Origin of the sequence: Oceanisphaera litoralis, from assembly GCF_016907015.1 — a bacterium.
Taxonomy (GTDB): Bacteria; Pseudomonadota; Gammaproteobacteria; order Enterobacterales; family Aeromonadaceae; genus Oceanimonas; species Oceanimonas litoralis.
The window spans coordinates 153,594-171,387 of the sequence record NZ_JAFBBE010000001.1 but is presented as its reverse complement, the minus strand read 5'-3'; the positions used below and the strand labels follow the sequence as shown (position 1 = coordinate 171,387).

Genomic DNA, 17,794 nt, shown 5'->3' with positions numbered 1-17,794 from the left:
AGAGTCATGCCAAAACGTACAGACATACAGAGCATTCTGATCCTGGGCGCCGGCCCGATTGTGATCGGTCAGGCCTGTGAATTCGACTACTCCGGCGCTCAGGCCTGCAAGGCCCTGCGTGAAGAAGGTTACCGGGTCATACTGGTGAACTCCAACCCGGCCACCATCATGACGGATCCGGAGATGGCCGATGCCACCTATATCGAGCCGATCGACTGGCAGGTGGTACGCAGAATTATCGAGAAAGAACGCCCCGATGCCATTCTGCCCACCATGGGTGGCCAGACCGCACTGAACTGTGCCCTGGAGCTGGAAAAGCACGGTGTACTGGCCGAATTCGGGGTCGAGATGATCGGCGCCACCGCCGATGCCATCGACAAGGCCGAAGATCGCAGCCGTTTCGACCAGGCGATGAAGAGCATCGGCCTGGCCTGTCCGCGTGCCGGTATCGCCCGCACCATGGAAGAAGCGTACAAGGTACAGGAAGAGGTGGGTTTCCCCTGCATCATCCGTCCTTCGTTCACCATGGGCGGCACCGGCGGCGGCATCGCCTACAACCGGGAAGAGTTTGAAGAAATCTGTACCCGTGGTCTGGATCTGTCGCCGACCAACGAGCTGCTGATCGACGAATCCCTGATCGGCTGGAAAGAGTACGAGATGGAAGTGGTGCGGGATCGTAACGATAACTGCATCATCGTCTGTGCCATCGAAAACTTCGATGCCATGGGCGTACACACCGGTGACTCCATTACCGTGGCACCGGCCCAGACCCTGACCGACAAAGAATACCAGCTGATGCGTAACGCCTCGCTGGCGGTACTGCGCGAAATCGGCGTGGAAACCGGCGGTTCCAACGTACAGTTCGGTATCGATCCCAAGACCGGCCGCATGGTCATCATCGAGATGAACCCCCGGGTGTCTCGTTCTTCTGCCCTGGCGTCCAAGGCCACCGGTTTCCCCATCGCCAAGGTGGCGGCCAAGCTGGCCATCGGTTACACCCTGGACGAGCTGCAGAACGACATTACCGGCGGCCTGACCCCGGCGTCGTTCGAACCGGCCATCGACTATGTCGTGACCAAGATTCCGCGTTTCAACTTCGAGAAATTTGCCGGTGCCAACGATCGTCTGACCACTCAGATGAAGTCGGTGGGTGAAGTCATGTCCATCGGTCGCAACTTCCAGGAGTCGATGCAAAAGGCATTGCGCAGCCTGGAAACCGGCCAGCACGGTTTCGATCCCGTGGTGGATCTCAACGATGCAGACAGCCTGTCGCGCATTCGCCACGAGCTGCAGGAGCCGGGCCCCGAGCGTATCTGGTATATCGCCGATGCCTTCCGTGCCGGCATGAGTGTTGACGGCGTCTTCAAGCTGACCAACGTGGACCGCTGGTTCCTGGTGCAGATTGAAGAGCTGATCAAGCTGGAAGAGCAGGTCAAAGATCTGTCCACCACCGACCTGACCCCCGAGCTGCTGCGCAACCTGAAGCGCAAGGGCTTTGCCGACATCCGTTTGGGCAAGCTGCTGGGTCTGTCCGAAGATGAAGTGCGCAAGCTGCGTCATCGCTTTGATATTTTCCCGGTCTACAAGCGGGTGGATACCTGTGCCGCCGAATTTTCGACCGACACCGCCTACATGTACTCATCCTATGATGACGAGTGTGAAGCGAAGCCGTCCGATAAAGACAAGATCATGATACTGGGTGGTGGCCCCAACCGTATCGGTCAGGGCATCGAGTTCGACTACTGCTGTGTGCATGCCTCGCTCGCCCTGCGGGAAGACGGTTTCGAGACCATCATGGTCAACTGTAACCCGGAAACCGTGTCTACCGACTACGATACCTCCGACCGTCTCTATTTCGAGCCGGTGACGCTGGAAGACGTGCTGGAAATCGTGCGCATCGAAAAGCCCAAGGGGGTGATAGTGCAGTACGGTGGTCAGACGCCGCTGAAACTGGCGCGCGCCCTGGAAGCGGCCGGCGTGCCCATTATCGGTACCAGCCCGGATGCCATCGATCGGGCCGAAGACCGCGAGCGCTTCCAGCAGGCGGTAGAGCGCCTGGGGCTCAAACAGCCCCAGAACGCGACCGTGACGGCCATGGAGCAGGCGGTGTCTCTGGCCGAGAAAATCGGTTACCCGCTGGTGGTGCGTCCTTCCTATGTACTGGGTGGCCGGGCGATGGAAATCGTCTATGACGAACAGGACCTGCGCCGTTACTTCAACGAAGCGGTGACCGTCTCCAACGAATCGCCGGTCCTGCTGGATCGTTTCCTCGACGACGCCGTCGAAGTGGACGTGGACGCCATCTGCGACGGTAAAGACGTGGTCATCGGCGGTATCATGGAGCACATCGAGCAGGCCGGCGTTCACTCCGGTGACTCCGGTTGTTCTCTGCCTCCTTATACCCTGAGCAAGGCCATTCAGGACGAGATGCGCGAGCAGGTGCGCAAGCTGGCCCTGGAGCTGGGTGTGGTCGGTCTGATGAACATCCAGTTCGCGGTCAAGGGCAGCGATATCTATCTTATCGAAGTCAATCCGCGTGCCGCCCGTACCGTGCCGTTCGTGTCCAAGGCTACCGGTATCCCGCTGGCCAAGGTGGCCGCCCGGGTCATGGCCGGCAAGTCGCTGGTCGAGCTGGGTGTCACCAGGGAAATCATCCCGCCTTACTACTCCGTCAAGGAAGTGGTGCTGCCGTTCAACAAGTTCCCCGGTGTGGATCCGCTGCTGGGCCCGGAAATGCGCAGCACCGGTGAGGTGATGGGCGTGGGTGAGACCTTCGCCGAAGCCTTCGGCAAGGCCCATCTGGGTGCAGGCAAGGCCGTGCCGAAAGAGGGCCGCGCCCTGCTGTCGGTGCGTCACAGCGACAAGAAGCGGGTGGTTGACCTGGCCGCCAGCCTGCTGGCGGCGGGCTATCAGCTGGATGCGACTCACGGTACCGCCGTGGTGCTGGGCGAAGCCAACATCAACCCGCGTCTGGTGAACAAGGTGCATGAAGGCCGTCCTCATATTCTTGACCGTATCAAGAACAACGAGTACAGCTACATCGTCAACACCGCCGAGGGTCGTCAGGCCATCGAAGACTCGCGTCAGCTGCGTCGTGGTGCCCTGGCCCAGAAACTGGCCTACACCACTACCCTGAACGGTGCCTTTGCTACCGTGATGGCAATGGCGCACGATGCGACCGCATCGGTGATTTCGGTGCAGGAAATGCATGCCCGTATCACCGAGGGCGAATAAGCGACCTGGCGATCGAAATAGTCCAATGCAAAAAATAGTGTAATGAGAAAAAAGGCGCCGAGAGGCGCCTTTTTTATTGGTCAAATAACACACAAAAATATTCACGATAGTGTTTGACGCCACCCCACGACTCCCGTAGAGTGCACCTCAGCAAAAGATTCAAGTTAGCGCGGCCGTTGTACATTGTTCGTTCCTTATGGCACTACAGTCACCAAGCTTCCCTTATTTGATATTTGTTGCATTTTCCGAGCATAAGCTCGTCACTAATATAAAGGTAAGATAAAATGGCTAACGGTACCGTAAAATGGTTCAACGAAGCAAAAGGTTTTGGTTTCATCACTCCGGCTGACGGCAGCAAAGACCTGTTCGCCCACTTCTCCGAAATCGTCGGCAGTGGCTTCAAAACCCTGGCAGAAGGCCAGGCCGTATCCTACACCGCTACCGAAGGTGCCAAGGGTCCGCAGGCTTCACAGATTCAGGTTCTGTAATTACCCTTCGGTAATTCAAGACCTAAAAAAACCCGCTTCGGCGGGTTTTTTGTTTTTTGTAGTCTGTGAGGAGTAAAGCGTGAGGGGTGAGGGGAGTTTTCACGCCTCACCCCTCGCCGTGACTCTCCATCCAGGACTCCAGGATCAACTGGGCCGACACCGCATCGACCGCGCCCTTGCCCAGGGCCTTGTAGCCACCGGCCTCGAACAGGCGGGCGCGGGCGTCGGTAGTGGTGAGGCGCTCGTCCTGCAGCTCGACCCTGATGCCGAAGCGACCGTGCAGCCGGTTGGCGAACTTGCGGGCGCGGCGGCTGATGTCCTGCTCGGTACCGTCCATGTTGAGTGGCAGGCCGACCACCAGCAGCGCCGGTTGCCATTCTTTCAGCAAGGCCGCTATCTGATCCCAGTTGGGCACGCCTTCGTTGGCCTTCAGCGCCAGCAGGGGGCGAGCCGAGGCGGTGATCTGCTGCCCTATCGCCACACCGATGCTCTTGGTGCCGTAGTCGAAGCCCAGCAAGGTCAGGCTCATGCGTGACCTACCTGAGACGAGAGGTGACGGGCGTCTATCCCTAACCGGGCGATGGCCTGATGCCAGCGCTGGGCGAGGGGAGTATCGAAGATAAGCGTCGTGTCGGCGGGAATGGTCAGCCAGCTGTTTTCGGTCAATTCCTGTTCCAGCTGCCCCGGGGTCCAGCCGGCATAGCCCAGGGCAACCAGATAGTGCTCGGGCGCCTGTTCTGTGCCCAGGGTTTCCAGCACGTCGGGAGAAGTGGTAATCATCAGGTTATCGGTCAGCAACTGGCTCGAACTGAATCCTTCCACCGGACTGTGTAATACAAAGCCCCGATCGGCGGCCACAGGGCCACCCTGCAGCACCGGCTTGTCCAGTTCAGACTCGTCATCGGGTGCCATCTTCAGCTGATGCAACAGCTCATGCAGCGGCATATCGATGGGAATGTTGATCACCAGCCCCATGGCGCCTTCGTCGTTGTGCTCGCAAATATAGGTCACTGAGCCGGCGAAGAAGGGGTCTTTGAGGCTGGGCATGGCAATAAGAAAATGATGTTGCAATGAGTCCATGTCATCTCGTCTTGGGTCGATAATGGCCCCGCCGGCACAAGGCAGACGGGGGTACGGGTCGGAGCCTTACTGTCAGGATAGACGTTTTTCGATGGCGTCCATCAGCATGCCGGCGATGTTGACCGGAAAGGCAGCCTCGATTTCCCGCACACAGGTCGGGCTGGTGACATTCACCTCGGTCAGTTTATCACCGATAATATCCAGCCCCACGAAGATCAGCCCCTTTTCCTTGAGCACCGGGCCCAGAGCCTCGGCGATGCGGCGGTCGCTGTCGCTGAGGGGGCGAGCCTCGCCCCGGCCGCCGGCGGCCAGGTTACCGCGGGTTTCTCCCCCCTGGGGTATACGGGCCAGGCAGTAGGGTACCGGCTCGCCATCCACCACCAGCACCCGCTTGTCGCCTTCGGTAATGGCGGGAATATACGCCTGCACCATGCAATAGCGGCTGCCGTGCTCGGTGAGGGTTTCGATGATCACGCCCAGGTTGGGGTCGTCCTGTTTCACCCGAAAAATCGAGGCGCCACCCATGCCGTCGAGCGGCTTGATGATGATGTCCTTGTGCTCCTGATGAAAGGCACGGATATCACTGGCCTTGCGGCTGACCAGGGTGGGGGGAGTGAACTCGGAAAACCAGGCGGTATACAGTTTTTCGTTGGCGTCACGCAGGCTCTGGGGCTTGTTGACGATGAGAGTGCCTTCGCCCTCGGCCCGCTCCAGCAGGTAGGTGGCGTAAATGAATTCGGTGTCGAACGGCGGGTCCTTGCGCATCAGGATCACGTCGAGCGAACTCAACGGCTGGCGCACGGCCTCTTCCAGGGTGAACCACTGGCTGGCGTCTTCCTTTACGGTCAGCCGGGCCATGTGGCCGAAGGCTTCCCCGTCGCGCAGGCTCAGGTCGCTCATCTCCATATACCACAGCTCGTAGCCACGGTGCTGGGCTTCCAGCAGCATGGCGAAGCTGGTGTCTTTCTTGATGTTGATGGACTGGATGGGGTCCATCACGATTCCCAGTTTAATGGTCATGCAAGATCTCCAAATCGGCATTGCAGGGCGGTGATGGCGGTCAGGGCCGCGGTTTCGGTTCTCAGTACCCGGGGACCGAGCAGTATATCAATAAAGCCGCGCTCACGGGCGGTGACAATTTCCTCGTCCGACAGCCCGCCTTCGGGGCCGATCAGCAGGCGCACGCCGGCCTCGGGGGGCGGCAAGGTATTCACGCTATGGTCGGCGCGGGGGTGCAGGTTGAGCTTGAGCTCGGCCGTGTCTTCCGCCAGCCACTGCTCCAGAGACATGGCCGGGCGAATGACGGGCACCCGGTTGCGGCCGCATTGTTCGCAGGCGGCAATGGCGATGTTCTGCCACTGTTGCAGCTTTTTTTCCAGCCGTTCGCCGCTCAGCTTGACGCCGCAGCGACTGGAAAACAGCGGGGTGATCACATTCACGCCCAGTTCGACCGACTTCTGAATGGTGAACTCCATCTTGTCGCCCCGGCTGACCACCTGGCCCAGGTGAAAGTGCAGGGGAGACTCCAGCTCATCGGCGCTGAACTGGCCCACTCTTACCCGCACGCTTTTCTTGCCGGCTTCCACTATCTCGGCGGCGTACTGGCCGCCCTCGCCGTTAAACAGCGCCAGGGTCTGGCCGGCCTGCATGCGCAGCACCCGGCCCACGTGGTTGGCGCAGTCTTCTGACAGGTTCAGCTCCTGGCCGGTGGCAAGCGGGCTTGGCTCATGGATTCGAGGTATACGCATAATGTTTGCACTGCTCCTGAACAAAGGGGTTGTGGTTGCCTTGAACGCGGCCGATGCGTTTGTCCCGCTCGCATTCCCATTGGCTGGCCGGATATTGCCGGTTCCAGGCTGCAAACAGTTTCAGCTGCTGGGAGGCGATGTTCAGCCGGTATTGCTGCTGCATGTACAGATAGGTACGGGCAATGGCGCCCCGGCTGGCCTCGGGAGGCTGTACTTTTCGGCCCTTGAAGTCGACCAGCATCTGGCAGCGGCCATACTGGTTTGGCCTGCCGTTCCACTCGGAAAAACGGTAATTGGAGCGGTCGCCGTTGACCTCGCCCACCGCCGGCACCAGATTGTGCAAATCGCCTTCCATCTGTTTGAACAGGGCATCGCTGCGGGTACAGTTCTTGCGGCCACCCTGCTGCCAGCACTGGCGCTGATGGCCGAATTCCCAGGCCGGAACGACATGTTCCCATTCGATGCGGCCGGCCCGCTTCTGCTGTTTGCGCACCTGATAGCCACAGCGCTCCAGATCAGGTACCAGTTTCTTGCCCTGGGCACCGATGGGGCAACCGCAGTAAAAGCTCACCGGATAGTCGGTATAAATACCGGGGGCCACTTTTTTGGCCTGACGAAAGGACAAGGCTTCGCCATAGGCCAGCCAGGAGCAAAAGCCCAAACATAAAATGAAATAGCGCACGACTCGTTATTTTTATGGTCTTGTAATAAGGCGAGTTTACCACCCGCGGCGGGGGCGGGGAAAGGGCGCATGGCGGGAGTGCAGGGGGTGAAAGTGAGGAGGAAAAGGACGGGGATTAGGGACGGGAGTGGTTTCGATCTCCCGTCCCCGCACTGGTATTACACCAGAGCCAGCATGGCCTCGGCGGAAGAGACTTCAAACTTGCCCGGCGCTTCCAGTTGCAGGGCGGTGACCACGCCATTTTCTGCCACCAGCGCAAAGCGCCGGGCCCGCAGGCCGCCGAAGTCACCGGTGTCTTTCGCCAGGCCCAATGCCTGGGTGAAGGTACCGGCGCCATCGGCCAGCATGGTGATGGCATCGGCATGCTGGACCTGCTGCCAGGCGCGCATTACGAAGGCATCGTTGACCGACAGGCAGAATAGCTCCACGCCCCTGGCCTTGAACCGGTCGGCCAGCGCCACAAAACCGGGTAAATGGGCGTTGGAGCAGGTGGGGGTAAAGGCGCCGGGTACGGCAAAGATAACCACTTTCTTGCCGCCAAAGAGCGCGGCGCTGTCGGCACTGTTTTTACCGGCGTCGGTGATAAAGGTAAAGGTCTGTTCGGGCAGCTTATCGCCAATCTTGATCATGGGACTTTCCTTCTGGTGGTGTCGGTCACGGATAGCGACAACAGTGTATTACAATGCAGGCATTGATAGCGCTGTTTGCCGCGTTGAACCTTGTTATGGCGGCGCAAACTCAGTTGATGCCGGCGACAGCCGCAGTCGTATGCAAAGGTGGGAGCGACCCTGGCGGTGTTCAGCCGGTGCCGGGTGCGCGGCTCTAGCCCGAACACCGACCGCATGATGTGCTGCCATTCCCGACCGTGCGGCTTGACCTTGCCGAAACAGGCAAAGGCAACCAGGTGAGTCACTTCATGGGGAATGATGTCGGCCATGAAGTCGGCCTCGTTGTCGGCCAGCAATACCGGATTGAAGCGTAACTCCCAGCGTTCCAGCCAGGCCGAGCCGGCGATGCGACCACGCTGGTTGAAGCGCACCGTGGGCGGGTCAAAGTCCCGGCCGGTGTGGCGAGCGGCCAGTGCCATGCACTCGGTGACCCGGTTGAGTACGCGCTGGCAAAGGGCTTCGTCAGGTTTCATGGCAGCAACGTCGTTTTCAGGCACTTTAACATTCATGGCCGGCTAAACCCGATCCTACAACACACCGATGCTTTTGGGCGTAGGTTGGCGATGAGCGAAGCGAATCCCAACATGTGTGCCAGCGGCTGTAAAATGTGCACGATCAAAAAGGGGAAGCAGTTGCTTCCCCTTTCTCACTTACTTCAGGCCGGCGGCGTCGCGCAGCAGTTCGGCCTTGTCGGTGGCTTCCCAGGGGAATTCGTCCCGACCGAAGTGACCGTAGGCGGCGGTGGCCTGGTAGATGGGCCGGTTCAGGTCCAGCATCTGGATCAGGCCGTAGGGGCGCAGATCGAAGTGCTCGCGCACCAGGGCGTCGAGCAGTTCTTCTGCCACCTTGCCGGTGCCGAAGGTTTCCACGCTGATGGAGGTGGGCTCGGCCACGCCGATGGCGTAGGAAACCTGAATTTCGCAGCGGTCGGCCAGGCCGGCGGCGACGATGTTCTTGGCCACGTAGCGGGCGGCATAGGCGGCGGAACGATCCACCTTGGACGGATCCTTGCCCGAGAAGGCACCGCCGCCGTGGCGGGCCATGCCGCCGTAGGTGTCGACGATGATCTTGCGACCGGTCAGACCACAGTCACCCATGGGGCCGCCGATAATGAACTGGCCGGTGGGGTTGATGAGGTACTTGGTGTCTTTGCTCAGCCATTCGGCGGGCAGCACCGGCTTGATGATCATTTCCATCACGGCTTCACGCAGGGTGGCTTGATCGATGTCCGGACCGTGCTGGGTAGACAGCACCACGGTGTCGATGCCCACCGGCTTGCCGGCGTCGTCGTAGACGAAGGTCACCTGGGACTTGGCGTCCGGGCGCAGCCAGGGCAGCTCCTGAGCCTTGCGCACATGGGCCTGGCGCTTGACCAGACGATGGGCGTAGGTAACGGGGGCGGGCATCAGCACGTCGGTTTCGTTGGAGGCATAACCGAACATCAGGCCCTGATCGCCGGCACCCTGGGCGTAGGGGTCTTCATCTTCCCGATCCACGCCCATGGCGATATCCGGAGACTGTTTACCGATGGCGTTGAGCACGGCGCAGCTTTCGCCGTCGAAGCCCATCTCGGAGCTGGTGTAGCCGATGTTGCGCACGGTGCGGCGTACCAGTTCTTCGATGTCGACCCAGGCGCTGGTGGAAATTTCACCGCCCACGATCACCATGCCGGTCTTTACGAAGCTTTCGCAGGCCACGCGCGCCTTGGGATCCTGCTCGATGATGGCGTCCAGCACCGCATCGGAGATCTGATCGGCAATTTTGTCCGGATGACCTTCGGATACGGACTCGGAGGTAAACAGTCTGGCCATGATACGTTCCTAACTTGAATTAATCTGGGGTGTAATGACGCGCCTTGATGGCGGTATTAACATCTGGATGGCTATTCTAGAGAGCCGTCGCACCGATTGCCAGTAAAAAGTCGCCTGGCCGCCTCCTTTGTCCAGGTTCATCTATGGGAGATTAGATTTGCGCCCTCAGGCCGTCTTTGGGACAATACCGCCGTTTTCTTCACCCCTTTCAAGTTAATGTTCTCAGGAGATGTCGATGCCTTCTCGTCAAGTGCTGGCCAATGCCGTGCGCGCACTCAGTATGGATGCGGTACAGAAAGCCAATTCCGGTCACCCCGGCGCCCCCATGGGCATGGCGGATATCGCCGAGGTGTTGTGGCGCCATTACCTCAAGCACAACCCCGCCAACCCCAACTGGGCCGACCGCGACCGCTTCATTCTGTCCAACGGCCATGGCTCCATGCTGCTGTACTCTTTGCTGCACCTGACCGGTTACGAGCTGTCCATCGACGATCTCAAGCAGTTCCGTCAACTGCACTCCAAGACCCCGGGCCACCCGGAGTACGGTTATGCGCCGGGTATCGAAACCACCACAGGTCCCCTGGGTCAGGGCATCACCAATGCCGTGGGCATGGCCATCGCCGAAAAATCCCTGGCCGCCCAGTTCAACCGTCCCGGTCATGAGGTGGTAGACCACCACACCTATACCTTCCTGGGTGACGGCTGCCTGATGGAAGGTATCTCCCACGAAGCCTGCTCCCTGGCGGGTACGCTGGGCCTGGGCAAGCTGATTGCCTTCTGGGATGACAACGGCATCTCCATCGACGGCGAAGTAGACGGCTGGTTCAGTGACGATACCCCCAAGCGTTTCGAAGCCTACGGCTGGCAGGTGATCGCCGGTGTAGACGGCCACGACAGCGCGGCCCTGACCGCCGCCATCGACGCCGCCCGTGCCGATACCGCCCGTCCGACCCTGATCTGCTGCAAAACCGTGATCGGTTTCGGTTCGCCCAACAAGGGCGGCAGCCACGACTGTCACGGCGCCCCCCTGGGCGAGGCGGAAATTGCCGCCACCCGCGAACAGCTGGGCTGGACCCATGCGCCGTTCGAGATTCCCGCCGACATCTATGCCGACTGGAATGCCAAAGAAAAGGGCGCCGCCGCCGAAGCCGCCTGGAATGAGCAGTTTGCCGCCTACGCCGCCGCGCATCCGGAACTGGCTGCCGAGCTGAAGCGTCGCGTCAACGGTGAGCTGCCGGCCGACTGGGCCGCCCAGAGCGCCGATTTCATCAAGACGCTGCAGGCCAACCCGGCCAAGATTGCCACCCGCAAGGCGTCACAGAATGCGCTGGACGCCTTTGGTGCCATTCTGCCCGAGCTGCTCGGCGGCAGTGCCGATCTGGCCCCCAGCAACCTGACCATGCACAAGGGCTCCCAGCCGATCAGCGCCGAAGATGCCAGCGGTAACTACCTGCACTACGGTGTACGCGAGTTCGGCATGAGCGCCATCATGAACGGCATCGCCCTGCACGGCGGCTTTGTGCCTTACGGCGGCACCTTCCTGATGTTTACGGAATATGCCCGCAACGCCCTGCGCATGGCGGCACTGATGAAGCAACGCTCCCTCTTCGTTTATACCCACGACAGCATAGGTCTGGGTGAAGACGGCCCGACTCACCAGCCGGTAGAGCAGATTGCTGCGCTGCGCCTGACCCCGAACATGAGCACCTGGCGCCCCTGTGATCAGGTGGAGTCTGCCGTGGCCTGGAAGGCGGCCATCGAGCGCAAGGACGGCCCGACCTCGCTGATTTTCTCTCGTCAGAACCTGGGTCAGATCGAGCGCACCGAGGCCCAGCTGGCCGACGTGGCCAGGGGTGGCTATGTGCTGAAAGACTGTGCCGGCACGCCCGAGCTGATCATCATCGCCACCGGCTCCGAGATCGAGCTGGCCGTGGCTGCTTATGAGCAGCTGAGTGCCGACGGCAAGCAGGTACGAGTGGTGTCTCTGCCCTGTACCGACGTGTTCGATGCCCAGTCTGCCGACTATAAGGAAAGCGTGCTGCCCGCCGCCGTGACCAAGCGTCTGGCAGTGGAAGCCGGCATTGCGGACTACTGGTACAAGTATGTCGGCTTCGGTGGCGACATCATCGGCATGACCACCTTCGGTGAATCGGCCCCGGCCGGTGATCTGTTCAAGCTGTTCGGCTTCACCGTCGACAACGTGGTAGAAAAGGCGAACGCCCTGCTGGCCTAAAGCCGCGCGTTAGTCCTGAATGAAAAAACCGGCTGCGGCCGGTTTTTTTGTGTCTGTAGTAAGCGTAGAGCGGAGCAGTCTTTTGTAGCGGCCGCTTCGGCCGGCCGGTTCTGCGCAGCAGAACCTAAGCTCTGGACTAAACAAATGATCTCTTTCATCTCGGCGTAAACGTCGGACAAAGGGCCCGCTCCGCCGACTCGCTATAAATACATCCGTGTACGCTCTCTGTTTCATCCCTGAAACAGAAGGTCGGCGGAGCAGATCCCTTTGTCCTCCCCAATGCTCCGGAATAGCCTGTTGGCAGAGTCCGCCGCTTACGGCAGTATTTCCGTGGTTTTTTAATTGCACTTCACAGTCACCCCGTCCAGAATGGTCTCATATGAAATTAATGCATCATGTGAATGAATGTGCAGGAAGTAGCAGCCTGAAGACTTGATGCTTTATAGCGGATATTTTTATGGCTTGGGCAGACTGCCTGCATTGCTACAGCCTCGTGCTTACATGTGCTCGGTGATGTATTCAAAGGTGATAATGAACAACGCGTTATCGCTGGTGTGTCCGTTGATATCGAGCATAACCAAGGATCAATATGAGCATGAGCGTATATGCGCATGCTCAGTATTAAAAATGTTAGCTTCACAGGAGTGAAAATGAAAACAAATATTTTTATCGACAATAATGCTTGGGACATATTCGTAGATCAAAACCTTGATCTTTCAGTTGAGCTTCCTCCTGAGGAATTTAATTTGAAGATTACACGGGAGGCTGAGTTCGAAATCCTTCAAATGCCCAAAGAAAAAAGAGAATACGTAGAAAGATATATCAGTCAAAAAACAATAAAAACAGATTCATTCTTTGGGTTTTACGATGAATCATTACCTCCAAACGAGCAGAGAAACGGAGGTTTCGATGTTGGTAGGTTCATAGATCCAGAAGAGGCACGGCTAATTCAAGGCGAAACTATTGGCCCAAGTAAAAGGCCCACAGGTTTATTGAAGAATGAAGCAGACGTATCTCTTGCGGCAAGGTCATTGCACTCATTTGTTATAACTTGTGACGGCAAAAAAGCGCTGAAGCGGGCAAAAGAAAATAGTAGTGGCAAAATTATTGACTTAAAAAAGTATATTCCTGGAACAAGTTTATACTCCTTTATTAAAGCAGAAATTGGTTTTCTCAATTCATAAAGCTAACAAGTCGTTGCAGCTCGCACACTTCGTATGCTGGACAGTTTTTAAGTCGCGGTTTTATGGTTTTTCTTCGCAAAAGTTTTCCATAAAAACCACAACTTAAAAACTGCCGCTGAACTCGGCGTTATACAGATAGCTCGGTCTGTTCAGTCTCCGAACTTGGTTAAGCTAACATAACTGAATCGATGAGGACGCTGGCTGGCCAAGCGGATGATGCCGGTTGATCAGCCAAGCCCTTTTATCAGATTGTCATCCGCACGCTATTGAAGTTATTCGATTCCCAGCAGTTCTACTTCAAATATCAGCAGAGATCCCGGTTTTATGGTGCCGGCGGGGCTGTTGCCGTAGGCCAGTTTGGAGGGGATGAAAAACTTGAACTTGTCACCCACTACCATCAATTGTACGCCCTCGGTCCAGCCTCTTATGACCCGATTTAACGGGAAGCTGATGGGTTCGCCACGATCCACGGAGCTGTCGAATACGGTGCCGTCCAGCAAGGTGCCATGGTAATGCACCGTTACCGTGGAACTGGCGGCGGGGTGAGCCGTGCCGTCGCCTTTGGTCAATATTTGATACTGCAGGCCGGAAGCGGTTTCCTGCACATCGTCATTGGCTTTGTTGGTGGCTAAAAACTCGATGCCTGCCGCGATGTTTTCAACCGCCGCCTTCTTGTGGTTTGAATTTCTGATGATATAAAAGCCCACGACCAGAATGACGACCGCCAAAATGACAAATTTCATTGTTTATCCTGTTGATGTTGAGATGTCTGCATTCTATCACTCGATGCTTGCCGAGGTAACACCAACCCCGTTAAGCATCTGATCATATAGGCGTTTATTCTTGAACGTCGCCTTGTCTGCAGAGGCGGCTGTGTTTCCTCTGTGCTCGGGTTCAAAAACGATCAGATCTTTATACGAACCGGTATGACCGCCATGGTGCGCCAGGCCGAGGCCGTGCAGCCTGCTTTCTGTGCGGTAATGAAGCCGCTATGCGGATACAAGTGGAAATAGCTATAGTGGGCACGAGGTGTAGCCCGGAGAAACAATGGATGAAAAAATATCTGCTATGTCTGGCGCTGGCCAGTCTCGGTGCTCAGGCGCAGACCCTGAGCACGCCCATGCTCAATACCGATACCGCCCAGCAGATGGTGACCGAAGGTCTCAGGCACTGTGCCAAAGACGGTTATCGGGTGACGGTGGCGGTGGTGGATCCGTCCGGTGTGCTCAAGGCGCTGGCCCGGCATGAGCTGGCCGGTCCGCACACGGTAGAAAGTTCCCGCAAGAAAGCCTATACCTCGGCTTCTCTGGGCGAACCCACCGCCGAGCTGGCGAACCTGATTGCCGAAAAACCGGGCCTGGCCGGGTTGCGGGACATGCACCCGGATATTCTGATGCTGGGGGGTGGACTGCCGGTGCGTATGGGTGATCAGCTGGTGGGCGGCATTGGTGTGGGCGGTGCCCCGGGGGGCCATCTGGATCAGGCCTGTGCCGAGGCGGCCATCAAGGCGGTATTGAAGTAACTCTCGTCAGAGTCAGCGTGGCCGGAACAAGATGACGATAACCAATAACGGCAGGCCCGATAAGGGCTTGTCGTTACTGGTTTGCCAGCCAGCGCAGCAAGTCGGCTTCGGGCATGGGTCTGGCCCGCAGATACCCCTGATAGGCCGGGCAGTGCAGTTCGGCCAGGGTCGCCAGTTGCGACTCGGTTTCCACCCCTTCCGCCACCACGCTCAGCTGCAGTGTACGGGCCAGCTCCAGCAGACAGGCGATGATGGCCCTGTCTTGCGGTCGCTTGTCGATATGTTGAATAAAGGAGCGGTCCAGCTTCAGTTCATCCACCGGCAGCTCCCGCAGATAGGCGAAGGAAGAGTAGCCGGTGCCGAAGTCGTCGATGGACAGGTTCACGCCCAGCGCCTTTATCTGTGTCATGCGCGTGCGGCTTTCCTGCAGGTTTTCCAGTATCACCCCTTCGGTCACCTCCAGCGTCAGCGTGTTGCGACAGGCCGGGTACTGCAGCAGCAGTATCGAGAGTCGGGAGACAAAGCTGGCGTTGTGAAAGTGGCGGGCACTGATATTGACCGATACCCGGCCCGGCTGAAGTCCCCCGGCCTGCCAGGCCTGAATACGGCTGCAGGCCTGCTGCAGTACCCAGTCACCGAGATCGCAGATCAGCGAGGTTTCTTCCGCTATCGGAATAAAGTGGGCGGGCGAAATCGGTTGCTTGCCCGGCGGCAGCCAGCGCAGCAGTACTTCTATGCCCAGCTGCCGGTTGTCCTTTACCTGTTGCTGGGGCTGAAAATACAGCGCCAGTTCATTGTTGGCCAGCGCCTGTTGCAGGGCATTGGAAATACGCAGTCGTTCTTTCACCTCGTCGGCCATTTCCTGGCTGAAGAACACATGGCTGCCGGGAGCGACACGTTTGGCAATGTGGTTGGCGGTATCGGCCTGGCGCATATATTCTTCCAGCTCGAGATTGGCCACCGGAAACAGGCTGATGCCGATGCTGGCGCTGAGATGCAGGCGCAGCTTGCCGAGCTGGAAGGGTAATATAAACAGTTCACGCAGGCTCTGGGCCAGTTGTTCGGCCCGGGTTTTGGTGCCGGTGTAACCGTGACTCAGGTCGGGACACAGCAGCACGAACTCGTCGCTGGAAATGCGGGCCAGGCTGGCACCTTCCACCTGCCCGGCAAAGGTATTCAGCCGCTCGGCAACCTGCACCAGCAGGTCGTCGCCGGTGGCATAGCCGAGCGAGTCGTTGATATTCTTGAAGTCATCCAGATCGAGCAGCAACAGGGCCCCCCGGCTGGCATTCAGCTCTGCCTGGATGACAGTGTCGGCGATATGGGCCACCATGAAGCGGCGATTGTGCAGCCCGGTGAGTTCATCGAAATAGGCCATCTGCTCGATGCGCTGCTTGTCGGCTTTCTGTCCGGAGATATCTTCGACGCAGCACACATGATGCGTGATGCCCAATCCATCCCGAACCTGGCTGATACGTATGCTGACCGGCAGTTCCCGGCCATCGGCGCGCAGCAGACGTTGTTCTCCCTGCCATCGATGCTGCTGCTCCATGGCATTAAATATGACTTCTACCGTGGGGTTATCAGGGTCCTCGGCTCTCAGGCTCAGGAACGAACGGTTGGTCAACTGCTCGCGCTCATAGCCACTGAGGTGGGAAAAGGCCCGGTTGGCGCACTGGATCTGCATTCGACTGTCGGCGATAACCAGTCCTTCCTGAGCGTCAAAGGCCGCCGCCGCCACCATCAAGGCTTCCTGATCCCGACGGCGCAACAACTCGTCTCTTACCCTGCTTTCAAGTTGCTCCAGCAGGCTCTGCACGGCGGCGGCCCGAGTCTGCGGTTGTTTGAACAGCAAGGCCAGTATGCCTATGGGATGCTTATCCGGTCCCTTTATCGACAAACCGATATAGGCCCGTATGCCTTTGTCCTGCAGCATCTGGTCGTCAGGAAACTGCTCGGCGACCCGATTGTGAAAAACGCAGGCTCTTCGGCTCGGCTCGACACTGAAATGACAGGGGCTTCCGGTCAGCTGATAGCTGAAGGGTGGCTGCAACTGCTCGTCCATATAACAGGACAGCACCCGTACCTTGTCCTGCCGATAATGTTGCAGCCCCACCAGGGCGATATCGGCCCCGCACAGGGTGGCCAGCTGTTGCATCAGCTGGTTGAAAAAGTCTTGTCCGGTGTGGCGCGACAACACCGGGGTCAGGCGGTCGATATCGATATCGAGATCGGATACGGGTTCTGGTGCAGAAGGCGCGGCAATGACTTCTGCCAGGCGGTCGGCAATCATGGAGACGAACTGCATGTCCGACGGCGTGACCGGCGACCGTTGCCGGCGGCATTCCAGGCTGAGCAGCCCCACTATGGTGTTATCGACCAGCAGGGGGACATCGAGCCGGTGCTGGATGCCGTCTTCGGTCAGGTAAGAGAAGGCGCCGAGCAAGGGTTGCTGGCTACAGTGGCTGTAACTCAAGCCCCCTCTTTGTTGCAGGGTGCGCAGGTAGCGGCGTTCGGCCTTGACCGGCTGCAGCGAAAAGGGCAGCCCCTGACTGTATAAGGGTCGCAGTAGCTCTTCTGCCGGATAGTGACGCCACAATATCACCCGATCGGCCTCCTGCTGACCGACGAGGGTGTCCATCAGCATCGGTATTCGGGCCGCCAGTGACAAGGGCTCTTGCTCCCAGTGCTGCTGTAGCTGCCACTCCAGCAGCCCCAGGCTGTCGTCATGCCGCGTCTGCCCCATCTCGGCACTGAGCAGCCAGTGGCTGTTTTCGGCTGGGGCCAGATGGCATTGCCAGCGGCGGCCTTCTATGGTCAGACCGATACGGAAAGCATGTCCTGTTGCACACTGCCGTTCCAGCTGGCGACGGTCGTTATCATCAAGCTGACAGAGCAGAGAGCGATCCGCATCGGGCAGGCGAATATCGTCGACGGGGAGAGCCGTCAACGGAGCGAGACAAAACCGAGGATCCAGGCTGAAAAAACACAGATGATGCTGTGGGCGCTTTACTGCGGGCAGTTGCATGGTGCTTTCTTCCTTGTTAGTACGCACTTGCCGGATGGCGCCCATCTTGACGGCTGTGAAGCGCATTGTAAATAAAGGGGGGCAGATTCAAGGCTATAGCTACATAAGATGTTGCT

At 58.5% G+C, this 17,794-nt stretch carries 15 protein-coding genes; 5 read left to right on the top strand and 10 right to left on the bottom strand.

The features are described from left to right. Window positions 1–6 precede the first annotated feature (6 nt). Complete coding sequence (gene carB / locus HNR62_RS00780) at window positions 7–3,234, top strand: carbamoyl-phosphate synthase large subunit (RefSeq protein ID WP_204794185.1); 3,228 nt, start codon at window positions 7–9, stop codon at window positions 3,232–3,234. 284 nt (window positions 3,235–3,518) lie between these two features. Beyond that, complete coding sequence (locus tag HNR62_RS00775) at window positions 3,519–3,722, top strand: cold-shock protein (RefSeq protein ID WP_071473096.1); 204 nt, start codon at window positions 3,519–3,521, stop codon at window positions 3,720–3,722. 106 nt (window positions 3,723–3,828) lie between these two features. Here the strand turns inward: HNR62_RS00775 and ruvX are convergent, their stop codons facing one another. The 8 genes from ruvX to metK form a co-directional block, all read right to left on the bottom strand. Then, entirely contained in the window at window positions 3,829–4,251 is a 423-nt protein-coding gene (gene ruvX, locus HNR62_RS00770; RefSeq protein ID WP_204794184.1) for a Holliday junction resolvase RuvX, read from the bottom strand. Further along, window positions 4,248–4,802: a YqgE/AlgH family protein gene (locus HNR62_RS00765; RefSeq protein ID WP_204794183.1), complete on the bottom strand. Its 555-nt coding sequence runs from the start codon at window positions 4,800–4,802 to the stop codon at window positions 4,248–4,250. Before HNR62_RS00765 ends, ruvX begins: the two co-directional genes overlap by 4 nt. A gap of 72 nt (window positions 4,803–4,874) precedes the next feature. After that, window positions 4,875–5,822: a glutathione synthase gene (gshB, locus tag HNR62_RS00760; RefSeq protein ID WP_204794182.1), complete on the bottom strand. Its 948-nt coding sequence runs from the start codon at window positions 5,820–5,822 to the stop codon at window positions 4,875–4,877. Beyond that, on the bottom strand, window positions 5,819–6,550 hold the full coding sequence (rsmE, locus tag HNR62_RS00755) for a 16S rRNA (uracil(1498)-N(3))-methyltransferase (RefSeq protein ID WP_204794181.1): 732 nt from the start codon (window positions 6,548–6,550) through the stop codon (window positions 5,819–5,821). The genes gshB and rsmE overlap by 4 nt, the downstream gene beginning before the upstream one ends. Then, entirely contained in the window at window positions 6,528–7,232 is a 705-nt protein-coding gene (locus tag HNR62_RS00750) for an endonuclease (protein WP_204794180.1), read from the bottom strand. The genes rsmE and HNR62_RS00750 overlap by 23 nt, the downstream gene beginning before the upstream one ends. A 158-nt stretch (window positions 7,233–7,390) precedes the next feature. Further along, complete coding sequence (locus HNR62_RS00745) at window positions 7,391–7,861, bottom strand: peroxiredoxin (protein WP_204794179.1); 471 nt, start codon at window positions 7,859–7,861, stop codon at window positions 7,391–7,393. Beyond that, window positions 7,858–8,373, bottom strand: coding sequence for a SprT family zinc-dependent metalloprotease (locus HNR62_RS00740; protein ID WP_204794178.1), 516 nt, complete (start codon window positions 8,371–8,373; stop codon window positions 7,858–7,860). Before HNR62_RS00740 ends, HNR62_RS00745 begins: the two co-directional genes overlap by 4 nt. A gap of 177 nt (window positions 8,374–8,550) precedes the next feature. After that, on the bottom strand, window positions 8,551–9,711 hold the full coding sequence (gene metK, locus HNR62_RS00735; RefSeq protein ID WP_204794177.1) for a methionine adenosyltransferase: 1,161 nt from the start codon (window positions 9,709–9,711) through the stop codon (window positions 8,551–8,553). Window positions 9,712–9,946: 235 nt separating this feature from the next. Here metK and tkt point away from each other — a divergent pair, with 235 nt between their 5' ends. Then, the gene (tkt, locus tag HNR62_RS00730; RefSeq protein ID WP_204794176.1) at window positions 9,947–11,944 is read left to right on the top strand and encodes a transketolase; all 1,998 of its coding nucleotides are present in this window, start codon (window positions 9,947–9,949) and stop codon (window positions 11,942–11,944) included. Between the two features lie 650 nt (window positions 11,945–12,594). Further along, the gene (locus tag HNR62_RS00725) at window positions 12,595–13,128 is read left to right on the top strand and encodes a hypothetical protein (RefSeq protein ID WP_204794175.1); all 534 of its coding nucleotides are present in this window, start codon (window positions 12,595–12,597) and stop codon (window positions 13,126–13,128) included. A 272-nt stretch (window positions 13,129–13,400) separates the two neighbouring features. Here HNR62_RS00725 and HNR62_RS00720 read toward each other — a convergent pair whose 3' ends face one another. After that, window positions 13,401–13,871, bottom strand: coding sequence for a BamJ family beta-barrel-assembly machinery protein (locus HNR62_RS00720; protein WP_204794174.1), 471 nt, complete (start codon window positions 13,869–13,871; stop codon window positions 13,401–13,403). Window positions 13,872–14,179: 308 nt separating this feature from the next. On the opposite strand from HNR62_RS00720, the gene HNR62_RS00715 reads away from it, so the two are divergent. Beyond that, window positions 14,180–14,650: a GlcG/HbpS family heme-binding protein gene (locus tag HNR62_RS00715; protein WP_204794173.1), complete on the top strand. Its 471-nt coding sequence runs from the start codon at window positions 14,180–14,182 to the stop codon at window positions 14,648–14,650. A 73-nt stretch (window positions 14,651–14,723) separates the two neighbouring features. On the opposite strand, the gene HNR62_RS00710 is transcribed toward HNR62_RS00715, so the two are convergent. Further along, on the bottom strand, window positions 14,724–17,678 hold the full coding sequence (locus tag HNR62_RS00710) for a sensor domain-containing phosphodiesterase (RefSeq protein ID WP_204794172.1): 2,955 nt from the start codon (window positions 17,676–17,678) through the stop codon (window positions 14,724–14,726). Between the last annotated feature and the right edge of the window lie 116 nt (window positions 17,679–17,794).